This window comes from Idiomarina abyssalis (assembly GCF_019797805.1).
Classification (GTDB): Bacteria; Pseudomonadota; Gammaproteobacteria; order Enterobacterales; family Alteromonadaceae; genus Idiomarina; species Idiomarina abyssalis.
On sequence record NZ_CP081832.1, the window covers coordinates 1,835,164 to 1,853,415 of the forward strand.

The following is an 18,252-nucleotide window of genomic DNA, read 5'->3' on the forward strand; positions in this document are numbered from 1 at the left end:
AAGCTCCCTTTTTTCTGCAAACTACATCACATCCAGTGCTTGTTGAAGGTTTTTCACGCCAATCACTTCCATGCCTTTTGGTGACGTTTTTGGCGCATTACCGACAGGCACAATGGCTTTTTTAAAACCGTGTTTAGCCGCTTCGTTTAATCGCTCCAGGCCATTAGGTACCGGGCGTATCTCACCGGCCAGACCAACCTCACCAAACACAATTAATTCGCGCGGCAATGGTTCTCCTTTAAAGCTGGAGACAATGGCAAGCAACAACGCTAAGTCTGCTGACGTTTCGGAGACTTTAACGCCACCAACAACGTTCACAAAAACGTCTTGATCAGACACCTGCAAGCCACCGTGCCGATGCAAAACAGCCAGTAATAATGCTAATCGCGTTTGTTCCAGCCCCACAGCAACCCGGCGTGGGTTTGCCAGAGCCGAGTAATCAACCAGCGCCTGAATTTCAACCAATAGCGGTCGCGTACCTTCCCAAACCACCATAACAACCGAGCCATTTCCCTGGTCCTCCGCTCGTTGCAGGAATATAGCCGATGGATTTGAAACCTCTTTCAAACCACCGCCTGTCATCGCAAATACGCCAAGCTCGTTCACTGCACCAAAGCGATTTTTAGTACCGCGCAGAGTGCGATAGCGCGAGTCTGATGAGCCATCCAGAAGTACAGAGCAGTCAATGCAATGCTCCAGAACTTTAGGCCCCGCCAAATGCCCTTCTTTGGTCACGTGTCCTACCATAATAATGGCAACGTTCTTTTGCTTTGCGTAGCGCGTTAAAAAAGCTGCCGCCTCACGAACCTGCGAAACACTGCCCGGCGCTGACTGAATGTCAGCCATATGCATTACCTGAATCGAATCAATGACCATAATGGCAGGTTTTTCTTTGTCGGCCAGCTGACAAATACTTTCTACCGAGGTTTCAGAGAGCATGCGCAATTTGTCGGTTGGCAGATTAAGCCGCTGTGCCCGCATTGCTACCTGCTGCAAAGATTCCTCACCGGTCACGTAAAGCGCTGGCATACGCTCCGCCAACTTACATAGGGTTTGCAATAATAAAGTACTCTTACCGGCACCGGGTGAACCACCTATCAGTATTGCCGAACCGGGGACTACACCACCACCTAAAACCCGGTCAAATTCCTGAAAACCCGAGCTGAAACGCGGGACTTCCTGCAAGTCGACCTCGTTAAGAGTCTGAACCCTGGCATCGGTAATACCGCTAAAGCCCCGACGGTCTGACGAATTAGAGGTTGTTTTAGACGTTAAACGAATTTCAGTAAGCGTATTCCAGGCCTTACATTCCGTGCATTGTCCCAGCCAACGAGGGAAGTCTGCACCACAGTCATTACACACATATGCACTTTTTGCTTTTGCCATTCGTCTGCTTCTCGTTTTATGATGAGGTATTACTCAAGAATAATTATAAAAAATAGTAGACTTCGATGCCTAATCAGTATTTTGACCAACTTATCGATCAGTTAAAGCCGCTCGTTTACGATACCGACTTTGATACGCTGTTTCAGTCTTTAACTGAAAACGAAGATGGTCCGACCCGCTTCAAACTAAAAATGGAGCTTAGACGTTTGGCGGCTCCTTGTCACCGTACCGTTGATTTACGTAATCAAGTCGACGGTGAATGTCACCCTTACGAGTACAACGGCCGCAGGCATCAACTTGACGATGTCGCCATTGAAATTTTTGAGCGCGGCCTGGAAACCTATAAAGGCGTTTTCACACAAGATACTTTCGAGCAAATTCTGGATGCTGATAACCATCTGCGCCAGGCTCGTGAAGAAGAAAGAGCTTTTGCCCAAAGTTTAGCCGACCATAACGCCGAGCCTTTAAATGGTCAATCGCCCTTTCCTAATGCTGATAATGAAGCCGAATCCTACTTGTTGGAAACCTTTCACTTTGGTCAATACCCGTATCGTGCCGAAGAACGGATGAATTTTACCATCGAAGTTGGTCTTGAAGACAGTAAAGGACAAACTTATAACGCGGTAACAACGGATATTTCAATTACCGGCATGCGCGTGCGTGTAGATGACGAGCATAGCTTTCAGTACGACGAACTGATATCGCTTTACTTTACCGGGCTGGCAAAAGAGTTCACGGTAGATCCCGATACTCGCATCCCATACCGCGTTGTTGGTGTACAGGAGGTTGACAACAAGCACTACCTCAAATTAAACCGTGACCCCGACTACCACTCTGCCGAACTGGATAAGTTTTTTCACCGCTTTATCAACGGCTACAAAAAGCGCTACCGAGTCAATGTCGATAACACCTACAACACCATCATCACTAAAGGTCATGAACAGCTTCTGTTGCCCAGAATGCAGCAACTTCCGGTGTTCTTTTCTGAATCTAACCGTCAACTTGTTGCCGATTATGTCTTAACCACGGATAACAACCGGTTCATCTTAAATAACTGGATAAACGAACTGAACCAAATCAGTTTCGGCTCAGTCTTTAATGTCCGTCGTAGCCGCTGGTTACTGCAGGACTTACTCAACAAAAAAAGTGCACGGTTACTGATTCTGACCTTTTCAATAACGGCACGAGGTAAAATATATAACTACTCAGCAACGGTTGAAGAGCTACAGAAAACCGGGTTATGGGAAACCTATGTTGCGTTTGGAAGTCAGAAAGCCTCGTGGCGAGTCTACCAAATTGATTTGCGCCCAGTTGACCTGAATCAGGCCTGGCAGCCGCAGAGTGTGCCAAAAAATATCAATGTCCCGTTCCGGTTAAATCCGCCTACCGCGCAGGTCAAAAGAGCAATTTCTCCATTGCGGTACATGGGGGTCGTTAACGATATTACCGACAGTTTAAATGGCTTTTTCGATACCGAACTGGACAAAAACAACCTTTCATCACTGAAGGCGTTTGCCCATCCCCCTGCGGTACCAATTCGAACAAAAGAGGCGCGGCTGGAGTTTATCAATTTACGCAGTGAGAAACGTTTTAGCTACCGTAGCCGCTGTCGCGTTCGGGTTGGAAAGTATGTCCGGGACGGCATGATCATTGACCTTTCCGTTAGTGGCTTGCAGGTTCAGATTGATACCCCGGTTGCCGCTGAGAAAGGTGATAACGTCGAAATATCGATGACTGGCTTTAAGAAGCTGTATAAAAAAGCAAAGCTTGAGCACTTGCCTTATACCATTGCTTCAGTTGATGACGCTCGCACAACATTACGATTAAAGATAGACGGCGATCATGAACAGCATATGGGTTCTGAGTTCATTCGTTTTCTAATTCGGGAGCAAAGAGACTTATTAAAACTGCAGGTTGAGAACACCTCGATAAACGGCCTGGAGCTTTGTCTTCGCAATTTGTATTGTGACGCCCCCGGCTCACTCCCCATTTTCTTCTATCGAAATAAAAAACGAAAAACATCCGTACGTCGTGCTGGTTTGTCTAACTGGCCGTCTGACTGGGTCAGGCTCTTGTCTAAACTTCCGGGAAGCCAACAGAGTGCTCTAAACTTGCAACCGTTAATGCGCGGCTCTTCAGTAACGGAAAAGCTACTGCCAAAGCTTGAGGATATGGATCGCACATCGGAACCGGTTACATTGCTGCTGTTATTACGTCTTTATCGCCAAAGTGGTGAAGATATTGTTCAAACTCAATGGCTGGAAAGTAACGACAACCACGCCATTGAATCTTTTATTGAGCAATGCTTGCCTAATTCTATCTTCCGCGCAGTAAGGGTTACTTTATCAAGAACCGGGAAACCTGATACTCAATTTATTCAGGCCGAACTTAACTACATTAGCCGGTACGCGGCTTACCGGGCACAGGAAATAGAAGAAGACTTGTGGCAAGTCTATGCCATTGCCGATACCGTTGATGTTACTGAAAGCTTACTCGAGTTTGCCCTGCCTGATACCAATACAATTGAAGAGCAACAAGAACGGCTAAACACCTGGCTCAATAAGTTTTGAATGCTGCAGACACGGAATGATCTCAAGTAGACTGTTCGAATTTATCGAGTAATCCGCAACAGCCTGCAAAGCAGGCTTTGCATTGTAAGCAATACCAATTGCTGCAGTTTCAAGCATAAGGGCATCGTTAGCGCCGTCACCGACAGCTACCGTTCTTTCCCGTGGAATGTTCCACTTGTCAGCAAGTATTTCCAGCTGTTGTGCTTTCATTTTTGCATCAACAATACTTCCCAGAACTTTCCCCGATAAACAACCATTAACGACTTCAAGTCGGTTCGCCAATACAGCATCCAGTTTGAGTGCCTTTTGCACTTTATCAGCAAACCATGTGAAGCCACCGGAAACTAAGGCAGTTTTCCAGCCTCTATTTTGCAACGAAAGCAGTAATTCTGATGCGCCGGGGTTAAATGGAATTGGATTAAAAAGGCTTTCTAAGTCACTTTCTTTAACTCCCGATAAACAAGCGACACGCAGCTTAAGGCTCTCACTAAAATCAATTTCACCTCGCATAGCGGCTTCCGTTATTGCTGAGACTTTAGTATAACGGTCATTTAATCGTGCAATTTCATCGATACACTCAATACCAATTAAGGTAGAATCCATGTCGAAGACGATTAAACCGGAACTGTGTTTCATTGAACGGAAAACTCCTGAGCTGGGCCCATGCAACTAACAGAATTTAAGCAATGGCATCGATTAAAAAACACCTTGCTTAACAACAAAACCAAAGCGATTGCTCGTATTATGTTTAAACGAGCGCTTCGTCTGGCTACTGCTGGCGGCTTGTTGCTGATCATTATTAATGTTTGGAATATTGCCAGTGTCCAGTCTCAACAGCAACTGTTCTCTCAAACTCAGTCAGTTACTCAATTAATGATTGAGCAGGCTGAGCATGAGGCGCATTACTGGCTTGAGCACCAAAACACCGAACGTTTGACTGCCTTAACCGATCATATTGCCAGCAACCCGCAGGTAATGGCAGCTACAATCCGTAACCGTTTTGGTGAGTTATTGGTTCATAGTGGGGTCAGCGCATCGATGATTGACTGGCCGGCAACCGATGATGCATCAGAGCCCTGGGTTCTCGTAGAGGAAATAAGCCTTGAAGATAACGTAAGTGGTTACTTACAAGTAGTCTTTGATAAGAATCTTTTGCTTAAAAAAAGCCAGACCGCCCACAATGGGCTAATGCAGCAAGGAAAGTTACTTCTGCTGCTGGCTATGTTGGCAGGCGTATTTATTATGCTTGGTTTTAACCGGATACGTGACCGCTACTGGCAGACGGAACATCACTAAAAAGTTCGCAACTGTTTTGCCACAAAGTATCACTCAGTGACTCTTTACTCATGTCTCTAAGCTCTGCTAAAACATCCAGAACCTTTGCAATTCTGGCCGGCTCGTTACGCTGGCCCTGATAACCGCAAACCGGCATATCCGGTGAGTCGGTTTCCAGCACTAATGCAGATACAGGAACTTTTGCTATTGCTTCACGCGTTTTTTTTGCCCGAGTGTAAGTGATTACTCCGCCAACACCCAGTTTATAGCCGCAATCGACAAATTTCATAGCCTGCTCGTAACTGCCACTAAAGGCGTGTATAACACCAGACTCCGGGCCGTGCTGCTTCACCAGCGGATGCGTTGTCTCCAGAGTTTTGCGGTGATGAATAATAGCCGGGAGACGGTATTGCCGCGCCAGCTTCAACTGTTCAATGAAAAGTTTACGCTGGAGTTCTGAGTTTTCACAGGTGGCATCCAGCCCTATTTCGCCTACCGCCAGTAAACGTTCCTTTGGTTTATCCAGCGCCTGTTCCAACTCATCAATTTGATTCAGACTGTGCTTCTCTATAAACCAAGGGTGCAAACCTAACGCAAAACGCCAGCTCGCAAACTGTTCAACCAGTTGCTGCAACCGGGGCCATTGCTCAGCACTGACACCCGGCACCATAAAACGCTCTAAGCCTACCTCGTTAGCGTCCTCCAGAACCTGCTCCCGATCGTCATCAAATGCCTGGAAGTCGAGATGACAATGCGTATCGTAAAGCCTACTCATAAGCCTTAATGTTCGCGTGTGTGAGTAAATTCAATATCGGGGTAACGCTCTTCCGCCAGGCTTAAGTTCACCATAGTGGGTGCAATGTAGGTCAGATTATCACCACCGTCTAATGCCAGGTTAGACTCGGCTTTACGACGAAATTCGTCCAGCTTCTTCTCGTCTTTACTACTGACCCAGCGCGCTGTGGCAACATTGATGTTTTCATACATGGCATCTACTTTATATTCTGTTCTCAAACGATGCACAACAACATCAAACTGCAGAACTCCAACAGCTCCAACTATCAAGTCATTACTGATAAGTGGGCGGAATACCTGCACCGCGCCCTCTTCGGATAACTGCACCAAACCTTTCAGCAGTTGCTTCTGCTTTAGGGGATCTTTTAAGCGAATGCGACGGAAAAGTTCAGGCGCAAAGTTAGGAATGCCGCTAAATTTAAAATCCTCACCTGCAGTAAATGTATCACCAATTTGTATAGTGCCATGGTTGTGCAAGCCGATAATGTCACCAGGATAAGCCTCTTCCACATGCGAACGGTCACCGGCTAAGAAGGTTAAAGCATCGCTAATACGCACGTCTTTACCCGTACGCACCTGCCTCATCTTCATGCCCTTCTCATATTTGCCTGAAACAATTCTTAAGAAAGCGACACGGTCGCGATGGCGCGGATCCATATTCGCCTGAATTTTAAAAATAAATCCGGAGAAATCTTTGTTATCTGCACTGACGCTTTCTTGTTGATCAGTCTCCCGGGGCTGAGGTCTTGGAGCCCAATCAACCAGGCCATCCAGCATATGATCAACACCAAAATTACCTAATGCGGTACCAAAGAAGACCGGGGTCAACTCACCGGCAAGAAACAGTTCTTTATCAAAAGGATTAGAAGCACCGTTGACCAGCTCTATTTGCTCACGCAGCTCGTCCGCCCATGCACCTATTTTTTCATCCAGCTCAGGGTTATCCAGACCTTTTATAATGGTCTCTTCCTGTATTCTGTGTCCCTGGCCTGTTTTGTACAATATGGTTTCATCTTTAAGTAAATGATAAACACCTTTAAAGTTCTTACCGGAACCTATTGGCCAGGTAATTGGTGCACACATAATTTTCAGTACGTCTTCCACTTCATCCAGCAACTCAAGAGGGTCACGAATGTCACGGTCAAGCTTGTTCATGAAAGTAATAATTGGTGTGTCGCGTAAGCGAGTCACTTCCATCAACTTAATCGTCCGATCCTCGACACCTTTGGCACCATCAATAACCATCAGGCAGGAGTCAACCGCTGTTAGTGTGCGGTAAGTATCTTCAGAAAAGTCCTCGTGTCCCGGTGTATCGAGTAAGTTTACCAAGGCATCGTTATATGGAAACTGCATGACTGAGGTCGTTACCGATATGCCACGCTCCTGCTCCATCTGCATCCAGTCTGATTTTGCATGCTGCCCCGATTTCTTCCCTTTAATTGTACCGGCCTTCTGAATCTGATGACCGTGCAGCAATACCTTCTCGGTAATCGTTGTTTTACCAGCATCCGGGTGAGAGATAATGGCAAAGGTACGACGTTTCGCGACTTCATTCTGCAAGCTGGATTCCGACATCAATGACACTCTTTGTGGTTAAAATGGTTTATGCGGCTTATTTTCGCTGATCTTATACCGATACACAAACCAAGGATGGTTATCAAATGGTAGCTACCGTATTTATACCAGAAGGATAGCTCTCTACAACTTTATAGCCTGCCCTTCTTCCATGGGCGGTAAATCAAATAGATGACACAGGGTCTGGCCTAAATCGGCGAAGCTTTGTCGTTTCCCCCGACTGCCTGCAGAGACATGGTGACCAGACAGCAACAGGGGAATGTATTCGCGAGTATGATCGGTACCTTCCCATGTGGGGTCACATCCATGATCAGCTGTTAACACCAGGATATCCCCCGGCTTCATTGCAGACTCCATTACTGGCAGCCATTTATCAAAGGCTTCAAGCTCATTTGCATACCCTTCAATGTTACGGCGATGCCCATACAAGGTGTCAAAATCAACAAGGTTCGTAAAAATGAGTGAGTTGTCCGAACCCGTTTCCATCGCATTTAATGTTGCGGTTAACAGACCTTCCAGACCGGATGCTTTTATTGACTGAGTAACACCCTGCCCTGCAAAAATATCGGCTATTTTTCCAATAGCGATAACCTCTCCACCCTTCTCCTGCAACTTATCCAGTACCGTCGGTTTAGGCGGTAAAACCGAATAGTCTTTGCGATTTTCGGTCCGCTCAAAGGTGTCGGCATTTTCACCAACAAAGGGCCGGGCTATAACCCGGCCAATATTATAGGGTTCCAGAAGCTCCCGTACTTTTTCACAAACCTGATATAAACGTTTAAGGCCGAAGTGCTCTTCGTGAGCCGCAATTTGAAAAACGGAATCGGCAGAGGTATAAAAAATTGGCCAGCCGGTACGAATGTGTTGCTCACCTAACTGTTTAATAATTTCTGTACCCGATGCATGACAGTTGCCAAGTATGCCTTGAAGTTCACAGGCTTCTGTTATCTGAGCTAATAGTTCCGCCGGAAAGCTGTTTTCCTTATCTTCAAAGTAGCCCCACTCAAAGTGCACAGGAACGCCCATCAACTCCCAGTGACCTGAGGGTGTGTCTTTTCCCGATGAAATCTCTGCCGCACAGGCATAGGCACCGCTTAGAGCGGAAGGTTTGTGACCTCTGGCATAAAATCCCATCGCCTCTTTATGAGCTTCAAATAGTCCCAGACGGGTTAGGTTCGGCAAGTGCAGAGGTTTACCCTGTTTGTGCCGATACTCCGCGATATGACCAAAGGTATCAGTTCCGGCGTCGCCAAACTTTTCAGCATCCGGAGCGCAGCCAATACCAAAAGAATCTAATACCACGACAATGGCTCTGCTCATGCTTAATTTCCCGCTATTCTTTGATAGATAACACCAGTAGTGGATGGCTTTTGCGTACTAAAACTTATCGCTTTTAAGATACGTTCAGCAGCCTCATTCCAGTCAGATTCACAACTTGCATGTAATATTGCCAGCTCTGTATCTGATTCAACTTTTGAACCAATACCAAGGATACCGCTAACGCCAACACTTAAGTCTAATATATCATCTGCTTTGCGGCGCCCTCCTCCCAAACACACTACTGCCATTCCCAGCTCTCGGGTATCAACTCCACTAATATAATGCCCGTTGTATGCAGCGGGAGCGATAAGAGGCTTAACGATTTTTGCCTGCGGCAGGTATTCATGACTTTTATCCAGAAAGTCACCGGGGCCACCCAATGACTTAACCATTTTAGCAAAACGCTCTGCCGCACTTCCGTCACTCAGTACTTTCTCTACCATGGTTTCCGCTTGTTCAGTATTGCCCGCCAACTTTCCTGAAATTAAAAGCTCAGCAGACAAGGCTTTGGTTACCTCGTGCAAACGTAAGTCACGGCGCTTCCCACTTAAGTAATCTACAGCTAACTGAACTTCAACGGCATTACCGGCAGCTGAGCCTAAAGCTTCATTCATATCCGTTATTAGCGCCGAGGTCTCAACCCCTAACTCACAACCAACAGTAACCAGACTCTGCGCCAGTTCTTTTGACTTCTCAAAGCTGGGCATAAAAGCGCCGTTACCCGCTTTAACGTCCATAACTAGACCGTCTAACCCTTCAGCAAGCTTTTTTGCCAGAATCGAGGCCGTTATCAAAGGAATTGATTCTACCGTCGCACTGATATCCCGCGTTGCATAAAAACGACTGTCTGCAGGAGCTAAACGCCCCGTCTGACCAATAATTGCGACCCCGGCATTTTTAACGGTATCGCGAAACAACTGATTATCGGGAGCCGTCTGATATCCGGGGATAGAATCAAACTTATCGAGTGTGCCGCCTGTATGCCCTAACCCCCGGCCGGAGATCATCGGGACGTAACCACCGCAGGCAGCAACAATAGGGCCCAACATTAAGCTGACCACATCGCCCACACCACCCGTAGAGTGTTTATCCAGTAAAGGGCCATTCAGATCCTGCTGTCGCCAGTCAAGAACGTCCCCTGAGTCACGCATCGCAACCGTCAGGGCTTTCTTTTCCTCTGCTGACATTCCCTGAAAGTAAACCGCCATAGCAAGAGCAGCTATTTGGCCTTCACTGACCGACTCGTCACAAATGCCGTTAATAAATTCCTGAATATCGGCTGCAGACAAGAAGATACCGTCTCGCTTTTTACGAATGACCTCTTGTGGCAAAAACATCGGTTAAGCCTTAACCAAAATCTTCTGAATGTCCTGTAACAAGCTACTGGCACCAATGCGGAAATGACTCGCGGTGACCCAGTCTTCACCCATCAGCTGTTCAGCTAATTCAATATACTGAACGGCATCGTCGACTGTACGAATACCTCCGGCAGCTTTAAACCCGCAGTCGGTTTGACTGGCTTTTATTACTCCTAACATAGCTTCAGCTGCTTTTAAGGTCGCATTCACTGAAACTTTGCCCGTTGAGGTTTTAATAAAGTCCGCGCCATTTGCAATTGCAAGTTCACTAGCAAGAACGATTTTATCGTGCTGCTCCAGTTCTCCGGATTCGATAATGACTTTTAATTGTATTGAGTCACCGCAAATATCCTTGCATTCTCTTACCAGCTCGGCTGGCGTACTTTCATCACCATTTAATAAAGCTCTGTAGGGCAGGACAACGTCCACTTCATCGGCACCGGCAGCAATCGCACGTTCTGTCTCAGCGGCTGCCCGCTCAACGTCACTGCTGCCATCAGGAAAATTTGTTACGGTAGCAACCTTAGTGCTAAGTCCCTGCTCTTCTAAAAACTGTTTAGCTAAAGCAACCCACTCCGGAAAAACACAAACTGCAGCGACGCTTTTTTCATTGATAGATGCACGTGAGCATAAATCTTCAATGACCTTGCGGTTATCGTCATTATTCAATGTCGTTAAGTCCATGAAGGACAAGGCTTGTAACGCCCGCACTTGTTGCGTTGATGGCATAATTACTCCGTTAGTCTTGTTGACGGCTCCAGCGCATAACTAAAGCATCTTCTCTGCCGCCATCCAATGGATAATAGTTTAACCTGCGACCTACGGTATCAAATCCATTGTGTTCATATAAGCGAATAGCCGCTGAATTCGATGCGCGTACCTCCAGAAAAACAACATACTGATGGTCATAGGCGTAGTCTAATAAGTCCTGCATGAGTTTGTTACCATAGCCCCGCCCCTGAAAAGCGGGATCGACCGCAATGTTGTGCAAGGTCAATTCATCTGCCACTCGCTGACAGATAGTAAAGCCTATAACTTGTGAACCTTGCATTAATCGCCTGCAACGGTAATGCTCGCCAACACTTTGACTGAATACCGTCCATGACCAGGGGTGGCTGTGTGCTTTGTTTTCGACCTCAAACTCGGGTTTACCGGGTTCAAAACTTTCAATTTTAGTGTCTTCAGTACTCACGGTCTTCATTTTGCAGCTGCAGCCAAAGCGTCTTTTTCTGCTCAGTAGAAAGGGGCTTAGCCAGCCAGTCGGTGTAATTAAAACACAAGCCTGGCGTTTGAACTGGCGCTTTTACGGCAACCGGACGTTGCTCAAAATACAAACTAAGATCGTTAATCCAGCCAGGAAGGGAAACCGGCAATTCAACAGCTCCCTGCAAGTAGAGCGGGCCCAGTCGGTAGTAAAATACAGGTGCTGTCGCACTTTTGGTTTGCCATACGGGAATACCCATCAATTGCAAAGCAGTGCGTTGTTGACTGGTCCATTCAGGAAGCATAACGATTACCGTTGAAAACAGATAAGTGCAGTTTACTCAAGCTTTGGAAGGATAGCCAGTCAGAAACTGGCAGGGGCGGAGGGATTCGAACCCCCAACCGTCGGTTTTGGAGACCGCTGTTCTACCAATTGGAACTACGCCCCTAACACTTGAGCGGAGAATTATACCGACACCGAGCATTCAAACAAGCGATATTTGCAAGTCTACTTATCGTTTGCAGATTAATTAAACAATTCTGACTAAGCTTCTGCGTCAAAGAGCTCTTCATGAACAATTTGTAGTATTTCTTCTACCTTAAACTCATCAATTTGAAAATGTTCCAGCACCCCATCCTGAACTTGCTCCCATTCTTCTTCTCCCGCCAGGCTCCGAGTTCTCATATCCACCGCGTAACGCGCAACTTTAAGTATTCCCAGAAGATCCAACGTCAGGCTATCCAACTCACTAGAGTGAGTGAAAATAGAGCTGTCTTCAAACAAGTAGTAAATCACTTCGACAACGATTTTGGGCAACTTCCAATGCTGAGCCAATAAGGCGCCTATCGTAGTATGTGTTGTCTGAAATAACTCTTGTTCTTTTATCTGCACCTTGGGCCAGGGAGTGCTTGCTGATGCGTTAAGCAAATCGGCATAATCATCAAATTCAGCCAGCATGACCGGTATGCCGGAGCTTTGAAATAACCCGAGCATATACGCATGGTCTCTTAATTCGGGGCGTCCTATAGATTCTGCGACCAAAACACAGGCGCTGGCAACCCACTCGTTATACCGCCAGAACTCGTTAAGATCGTAGTCGGAAGTTAACGCTGACTTTAGCGCAACGGCCCGAACAATAGGAAACACCCGACGGAATCCAAGCGTCATAACAGCCTGTTGGATAGAGTCGACCTCTTTAGCCCGACGGTAAGCAGCGGAATTAACTACCTGCAAAACAGCTGCAGCTATACTCATATCGGCAGAGATCGATTCCGCAATAACACCAACATCAGGTTCATCTTTTTTGGCTTCACTACTGACAGTTAACAGAGTTTGAGGGCGCGGAGGAATACTGACTCTTTGTAGCAATCGTTTCTCTGCTGTCGTAATTTCTATCGCCATAGTATCTCCAGATTGAACCCAATGATTTACATGAAATCTTAAAGCATGTCATTATGTTGAAACGTTTTATCAGGTATAACACTTCAATGTCTTACTTTCGATGTATTCTCTTTGTTTGTGCGTTAATTTTCAGCACCTTTGCTCATGCTTCGGTAGAAGTTGAGGTTTCAGGTGTTGAAGGCGATGAGTACAACAACGTTATGGCATTGTTGCAAATAGCCCGTCTGGACGAAAATAAAAGTTATGCCGCTTATCGAGTTCGGTATTTACACCGACAAGCGCCTAAAGACATCAAAAAGGCACTACGTCCGTACGGATATTATCAGGTTGAAGTGAATGCTCAACTAGAAACTGTCGATTACGGCTGGTCAGCATCGTACCAGGTGAGCTTAAACGAACCGGTTCGAATTTCGCAAAATTCATGGAAAATAAAAGGCGATGCGACGGACGATGAAGCTTTTAGGAAAGTTATTGAAAGCAGTAACCTGAAGGAGCAGGAGCGCTTTATTCACAGCCGCTATGAAAGCGTCAAATCGCGTCTTTTATCCTTAGCCAGTCAACGCGGCTATCACGATGCCCGTTTCATAGAACACAACGTTGAAATAGATGTTGAAAAGAATACAGCCGCAATTAATGTCGTATTTGATTCCGGACAACGCTACAAATATGGGCAAATTACCTTTGAACAAGACATTCTGGATGACGAGTTACTGCAGCGCTACGTTCCCTTTGAACAAGGTGAAGGCTACAACACTCAAGAGCTCAGTCAATTACAAATAGCTCTGGGCGATAGCGGATACTTTTCATCGGTTCAGGTCAGTCCGCAGTGGAATGAGTCTAAGCAACACAGAGTGCCTATTACTGTCAATTCTGAGCCAAACTTCAGAAACCAATACCAATACGGCATCGGCTACGGTACCGATACCGGAGCCCGCGTGAGAGCCAGTATTAACCGCCGCTGGGTGAATACAGAAGGCCACCAGTTGCGTGGAACGACGCAAATCTCTGAAGTCGAAAGCACTGTCGGCGTTAATTACATCATTCCCGGTAAGAAGCCACAATCCGATTATTACCAAATACGAGCAGAAGCCTCGGATAAAAACAACGAAGGACAGAACAACCGACTCTATCGTCTGGGAGCTTCTAGTATCGTGGCAATGAATAAGTGGCGGCGTGAATATGGGCTGCACTGGCAGCGCGACGACTTCGAAATCGGTGAAAGTTCCGGAACCAGTCAGTTCCTTATTCCTCAGGCAAGCTGGAACTATATGACCGCTGATGGTCGCTTAAACATTGATAAAGGCTTCCGGTTTGATATTACCTTAAAGGCTGCCAATGAGGCTCTGTTATCCGATGCAGACCTGGCGAGCCTGGAACTTGGCTTTAAAGCTGTTGTCCCTTTAACTGACAGAATACGCTTTCTTGCCCGGGCAGAAGCCGGGGCGACTTATATTAAAGACTTTGATCAACTACCACCGTCACTACGTTTCTTTGCTGGTGGTGACAATAGTGTACGTGGCTATGCCTATGAACAACTGGGGCCGGAAGATGATACAGGAACTGTTATCGGTGGCCGTTACCTAGCGGTCGCCAGCGCGGAAATCGACTATCGATTTAAGGATAACTGGCGTGTCGCCCTCTTCACCGATATTGGTAATGCCATGATTGAACCGAATGAAAAACTCAAACAAAGTGTCGGCTTTGGTGTTCGCTGGATATCGCCCATTGGCTCAATCCGTCTTGACTTGGCACAGGCGATAGACGAGCCAGGTAAACCGTGGCGCCTGCACTTTACATTAGGCCCCGATCTATGAGGGTATATCGCTGGTTAGCAGGGACTATCCTGAGTCTGGTTCTCCTGATTCCTATTATAGCTTTTAGTCTGGTCGCCAGCGAAAGCGGCAGTCGATGGGTATTAACCCAGGCGCAGAAGTATGCCCCTGTTGAATTCAGTTATAGTCAGTTTAATGGAAGCCTTTTAAATGAGTTTGAGTTCAGAGACTTTAGCTTAGAGGCCGGTACTTTTTCTTATGCCCCGGAACAGCTCAAAGTAAGCTGGAAACCTTTTGCTCTATTATCGGGTGTGCTTAGAATAAACAGCGTTAAAAGTAACGGCGGTGAAATAAGGCTGCGAGCGGCAGAACAAGAGCAAAGTAACGCCTCAGAAACTTCTATTCAAGACATTTCAATTGAACTCCCTATAGACTTCAATGTGCTCAAGTTATCCATTGAAAAAACGCAATTTTTTATTCTAGAAACTCCTGCGCAGAGCCTAAATATTAATGCGTCAGTGAGGCTTGATACAAGTGGGAGCCTAAACATTCGGGAGCTCCAGCTCGAGCATCAATACATGACAACGACAATTAGCGGCAGAACCAAGCTTTCTTACCCGTTTGATAGCAACCTTAATAACAACACACACCTGCACTCGCCGGACTACCCCGAGCTAAAAGTCAAAAGTCGTATAGTCGGTAACCTGCATAAGCTATCGACGACTAGTGAATTATCAGAAGGCCTTATCGGCACGATCTCGGCTGAATTACAGGACCCAATTAATGACCTTAAGTGGCAGCTTACGAGTCAATGGCAAGACAATAATATAACTCCATGGTTGGCGAGTTTCGGCGCAGATACCCTCAACCTGAGTTTCAACGGAACCCTTAACGGACAAGGCGGTATGGATCATATCGAGCTGGAGCCTTCGATTTCCGTCATGGTTAATAAGCAACAAGCAGATATTGATGGCAACCTGAACTACAGGAACAACGTACTGGCCCTGAACGCTCTTAATATTCAGCCCCAGAGAGACATTGACGGTGTGTTAACTCTTCAGGGAGAAATCTCATCACTGAAAGCTAATCCGGAAATAAATGTATCGGCAACCTGGGATGAGATTATCTATGAACCCAATCAACTGACTAGCCGAAATGGCAAACTGACAGCGCAGGGCACGATAGGTGATTTGGCTATCTATTTGGACAATACGCTTACCGGATTACTAGGGAATGATTTAAACCTTACAACAGAAGCCGAACTAACGGAGAAAAGTTTAAAGCTAACTCAGTGGCGACTGTCTCAAAACGACGAGCAAGTAAATGGCAACGCGATCATTGAGTGGAAAGATAACCTTTCGCTGGCCGCTAACCTCACAGGTAGTTTTCAACAGCAGACAGTAGACGCAAAAGTTAGATTGCGTCTGTTAGATCCCTATTTATTTGTCGACCAACTAGAAGCACGCTGGGGCCCACACTCGTTATTAGCCAATGGGGCGCTCAGTCCTGGCAGCAAATTAAACTGGAAGCTAAGCTCCGCAGACTTAAGCACGCTATCAGATATCAAAGGTGAACTGGCAACGGAAGGAAGTATCAACGGTCAACTCAACCAATCAAGGTTTGATTTTGATATTGCAGAGTTTAACCTGAAATTACCTGACTATAATGCGATTACTCTGAACCAGTCAGTAGCCGGCTCTTTTAATTATCAAGAAAGCACATTTGACGTAACTCCGGTTTGCCTAAACTATAAAGGACTACGTAAACCGTTATGTGCTCAATTAGAGCAACAAAAAGATTCAGTAAACTTTACTGCAGACGCCAGCCAAGTGCCTTTGAATTTGCTTCAGGCAATTGTCTTACCTGACAGTCCTTACACCTTAAGTGGAGAGCTCTCTTTAGAAATTGATGGTGAATTTAATAATCAGACAATGAGATTGGAAAAATTCGAGGGAGTCGTCAACGCAGATAACTCTAAAATACAAGCGGGTGAAGAAGTCATAACCTTAAATCAGCTAGTGCTAAAAGCAAAAAACGGCGCAGAGCAAGATCTTGATATTTCACTGACTGCTAAAGCCAATGAACTGGACTTTGATCTGTCTGGAGAGCTGAATATTGAGCAGTTAAATACCAATAGCCCAATATCGGGAAAAGTGCTACTGAGCTCAAAAAGCCTGGAGTTGTTAAATCTATTTGCACCACAGATTAATATAGGTGACGGAAACACTAAAGCCGAACTGACTATAGCGGGTAAGCTTAACGATCCAACCGCATCAGGAAGCATGAACTTATCTGCAGACAGAATTGTTTTGCTTTCTAGCGGTACTTTGATAACGAATTTAGAGGCCGAGCTAACAGCCGACGCAAATGTTGGGCAGTTTACCGTTAGTGCTAATGGTACGGTAGGTCAAGGAGATGTCGATATTAAGGGTCGATTCAATGTCCTTAAGCGAGTTGGCCTGCTAACGATAAAAGGCAAAGACTTATTAATTTTAGATACGCCGGATCTCTTACTATCGGCTTCGCCTGATGTCAAAATTGAGCTGCAAGAGAACCTCATAACTCTTACTGGGGACTTAGACGTTCCCAAAGCACGCATTACCCCGGTAGAGTTAAACCAGGCTGTTACAGAGTCTGCTGACGTCAATATAAAGAACGAGAAGAAAGAAGAATCTTTGTTCAGAACAAAAGCAGATATTACGGTGAGTTTAGGAAAAAGTGTACGCGTTGAAGCTATGGGGTTCTCCGGGAACCTGCAAGGACAGTTACGAATTAGCCAACAACCAAACTCTGCCGCTACAGGAAATGGAAGTATTGGCGTTGTTTCAGGAGATTACGAAATCTACGGGCAGAAACTGGCTATAGAGCGCGGCGATCTCTTATTTAACGGCGGGCCTTTAGATACACCGTCTTTAAATCTACGAGTAACGCGAAATATAAAAGGTAACGGTGCTTCACAACGTCCTCCTGAAATTATCGGAGCACGAGTAACAGGGACAATAGAACAGCCTGAACTCAGCTTATTTTCGACACCACCGCTTCCTGACAGCACAATTCTTTCTTACCTATTATTTGGTAAACCACCAGGAAACCAGGGAGATGTCAATAACCTTGAGTTACAAGCTGCACTATTAGTCGGGGGGCGGAGCACGGAGTTTCTGACTGAAGGGATAAAAAGTACTTTTGATTTAGATGAAGTGTCGTTGGACTCAGAAACCAACGATGTAAATGATACATCTCTTTATATTGGTAAATACTTATCGCCTCAATTATATATCAAATACGGAATAGGTTTACTCGAGCCCACTTCCACTTTCATATTGCGCTACACACTATCTGAAAGGCTACTGTTCGAATCGACCTCAAGTACAGAAGGTCAAGGTGGTGACTTGATATATACCATAGAAAACTAAAATTAAACTTCGCACTCAGAAGCAAGCTGAATAAGCCCCCTCTTCGAGGCTACTTCCATATTATAATCAGACAGTTTACCTGACCTTTTAGTACCTGATGCTGCTGAAGCGAGGTATTTTGTTTCGGACATAAAAAAACCCCGGCGCGTTAGCACCGGGGTCTTCCTATTTGTAGTCTGGACA

At 46.0% G+C, this 18,252-nt stretch carries 14 protein-coding genes and 1 tRNA gene; 4 read left to right on the forward strand and 11 right to left on the reverse strand.

Going from position 1 to position 18,252, the window contains the following annotated elements:
- Positions 1-21 precede the first annotated feature (21 nt).
- Positions 22-1,386 (reverse strand): DNA repair protein RadA, encoded by a 1,365-nt coding sequence (gene radA / locus K5X84_RS08850; protein WP_054491098.1) that lies wholly within the window; start codon positions 1,384-1,386, stop codon positions 22-24.
- A 65-nt stretch (positions 1,387-1,451) separates the two neighbouring features.
- Between radA and K5X84_RS08855 the strand changes: the two genes are divergently transcribed.
- Complete coding sequence (locus K5X84_RS08855) at positions 1,452-3,956, forward strand: PilZ domain-containing protein (protein WP_222235633.1); 2,505 nt, start codon at positions 1,452-1,454, stop codon at positions 3,954-3,956.
- On the opposite strand, the gene serB is transcribed toward K5X84_RS08855, so the two are convergent.
- On the reverse strand, positions 3,930-4,592 hold the full coding sequence (gene serB / locus K5X84_RS08860) for a phosphoserine phosphatase SerB (protein WP_199493871.1): 663 nt from the start codon (positions 4,590-4,592) through the stop codon (positions 3,930-3,932). The two genes, K5X84_RS08855 and serB, sit on opposite strands and share 27 nt — an antisense overlap.
- A 27-nt stretch (positions 4,593-4,619) precedes the next feature.
- On the opposite strand from serB, the gene K5X84_RS08865 reads away from it, so the two are divergent.
- On the forward strand, positions 4,620-5,252 hold the full coding sequence (locus K5X84_RS08865; RefSeq protein ID WP_233399240.1) for a YtjB family periplasmic protein: 633 nt from the start codon (positions 4,620-4,622) through the stop codon (positions 5,250-5,252).
- On the opposite strand, the gene K5X84_RS08870 is transcribed toward K5X84_RS08865, so the two are convergent.
- The 9 genes from K5X84_RS08870 to K5X84_RS08910 all read right to left on the reverse strand — a co-directional run bounded on the left by K5X84_RS08870 (position 5,209) and on the right by K5X84_RS08910 (position 12,884).
- Positions 5,209-6,006, reverse strand: a complete 798-nt coding sequence (locus K5X84_RS08870; protein WP_222235634.1) for a TatD family hydrolase — start codon at positions 6,004-6,006, stop codon at positions 5,209-5,211. The two genes, K5X84_RS08865 and K5X84_RS08870, sit on opposite strands and share 44 nt — an antisense overlap.
- A 5-nt stretch (positions 6,007-6,011) precedes the next feature.
- Positions 6,012-7,601, reverse strand: coding sequence for a peptide chain release factor 3 (gene prfC, locus K5X84_RS08875; protein ID WP_054491102.1), 1,590 nt, complete (start codon positions 7,599-7,601; stop codon positions 6,012-6,014).
- A 123-nt stretch (positions 7,602-7,724) separates the two neighbouring features.
- The gene (locus K5X84_RS08880; RefSeq protein WP_222235635.1) at positions 7,725-8,921 is read right to left on the reverse strand and encodes a phosphopentomutase; all 1,197 of its coding nucleotides are present in this window, start codon (positions 8,919-8,921) and stop codon (positions 7,725-7,727) included.
- Positions 8,922-8,923: 2 nt separating this feature from the next.
- Complete coding sequence (gene deoA, locus K5X84_RS08885) at positions 8,924-10,258, reverse strand: thymidine phosphorylase (RefSeq protein ID WP_222235636.1); 1,335 nt, start codon at positions 10,256-10,258, stop codon at positions 8,924-8,926.
- Positions 10,259-10,261: 3 nt separating this feature from the next.
- Complete coding sequence (gene deoC / locus K5X84_RS08890; RefSeq protein WP_222235637.1) at positions 10,262-11,008, reverse strand: deoxyribose-phosphate aldolase; 747 nt, start codon at positions 11,006-11,008, stop codon at positions 10,262-10,264.
- Between the two features lie 10 nt (positions 11,009-11,018).
- The gene (gene rimI / locus K5X84_RS08895; RefSeq protein WP_222235638.1) at positions 11,019-11,480 is read right to left on the reverse strand and encodes a ribosomal protein S18-alanine N-acetyltransferase; all 462 of its coding nucleotides are present in this window, start codon (positions 11,478-11,480) and stop codon (positions 11,019-11,021) included.
- The gene (locus K5X84_RS08900; RefSeq protein WP_054491107.1) at positions 11,461-11,787 is read right to left on the reverse strand and encodes a hypothetical protein; all 327 of its coding nucleotides are present in this window, start codon (positions 11,785-11,787) and stop codon (positions 11,461-11,463) included. The genes rimI and K5X84_RS08900 overlap by 20 nt, the downstream gene beginning before the upstream one ends.
- Positions 11,788-11,854: 67 nt before the next feature.
- Positions 11,855-11,931, reverse strand: a tRNA-Trp gene (locus K5X84_RS08905).
- Between the two features lie 95 nt (positions 11,932-12,026).
- Entirely contained in the window at positions 12,027-12,884 is an 858-nt protein-coding gene (locus tag K5X84_RS08910; protein ID WP_222235639.1) for an HDOD domain-containing protein, read from the reverse strand.
- Between the two features lie 86 nt (positions 12,885-12,970).
- Between K5X84_RS08910 and K5X84_RS08915 the strand changes: the two genes are divergently transcribed.
- Both K5X84_RS08915 and K5X84_RS08920 read left to right on the forward strand, forming a co-directional pair.
- On the forward strand, positions 12,971-14,698 hold the full coding sequence (locus tag K5X84_RS08915; RefSeq protein WP_222235640.1) for an autotransporter assembly complex protein TamA: 1,728 nt from the start codon (positions 12,971-12,973) through the stop codon (positions 14,696-14,698).
- The gene (locus K5X84_RS08920; protein ID WP_222235641.1) at positions 14,695-18,069 is read left to right on the forward strand and encodes a translocation/assembly module TamB domain-containing protein; all 3,375 of its coding nucleotides are present in this window, start codon (positions 14,695-14,697) and stop codon (positions 18,067-18,069) included. The genes K5X84_RS08915 and K5X84_RS08920 overlap by 4 nt, the downstream gene beginning before the upstream one ends.
- The last annotated feature ends 183 nt before the right edge of the window (positions 18,070-18,252 follow it).

What these genes read in the sequence shown, in the direction of transcription:
- K5X84_RS08865 (WP_233399240.1), top strand. Translation starts at nt 4,620, where the DNA reads ATGCAACTAACAGAATTTAAGCAATGGCATCGATTAAAAAACACCTTG.
- K5X84_RS08910 (WP_222235639.1), bottom strand. Translation starts at nt 12,884, where the DNA reads ATGGCGATAGAAATTACGACAGCAGAGAAACGATTGCTACAAAGAGTC.
- K5X84_RS08915 (WP_222235640.1), top strand. Translation starts at nt 12,971, where the DNA reads ATGTCTTACTTTCGATGTATTCTCTTTGTTTGTGCGTTAATTTTCAGC.
- deoA (WP_222235636.1), bottom strand. Translation starts at nt 10,258, where the DNA reads ATGTTTTTGCCACAAGAGGTCATTCGTAAAAAGCGAGACGGTATCTTC.
- K5X84_RS08870 (WP_222235634.1), bottom strand. Translation starts at nt 6,006, where the DNA reads ATGAGTAGGCTTTACGATACGCATTGTCATCTCGACTTCCAGGCATTT.
- rimI (WP_222235638.1), bottom strand. Translation starts at nt 11,480, where the DNA reads ATGAAGACCGTGAGTACTGAAGACACTAAAATTGAAAGTTTTGAACCC.
- K5X84_RS08920 (WP_222235641.1), top strand. Translation starts at nt 14,695, where the DNA reads ATGAGGGTATATCGCTGGTTAGCAGGGACTATCCTGAGTCTGGTTCTC.
- K5X84_RS08900 (WP_054491107.1), bottom strand. Translation starts at nt 11,787, where the DNA reads ATGCTTCCTGAATGGACCAGTCAACAACGCACTGCTTTGCAATTGATG.
- deoC (WP_222235637.1), bottom strand. Translation starts at nt 11,008, where the DNA reads ATGCCATCAACGCAACAAGTGCGGGCGTTACAAGCCTTGTCCTTCATG.
- K5X84_RS08855 (WP_222235633.1), top strand. Translation starts at nt 1,452, where the DNA reads ATGCCTAATCAGTATTTTGACCAACTTATCGATCAGTTAAAGCCGCTC.
- radA (WP_054491098.1), bottom strand. Translation starts at nt 1,386, where the DNA reads ATGGCAAAAGCAAAAAGTGCATATGTGTGTAATGACTGTGGTGCAGAC.
- K5X84_RS08880 (WP_222235635.1), bottom strand. Translation starts at nt 8,921, where the DNA reads ATGAGCAGAGCCATTGTCGTGGTATTAGATTCTTTTGGTATTGGCTGC.
- serB (WP_199493871.1), bottom strand. Translation starts at nt 4,592, where the DNA reads ATGAAACACAGTTCCGGTTTAATCGTCTTCGACATGGATTCTACCTTA.
- prfC (WP_054491102.1), bottom strand. Translation starts at nt 7,601, where the DNA reads ATGTCGGAATCCAGCTTGCAGAATGAAGTCGCGAAACGTCGTACCTTT.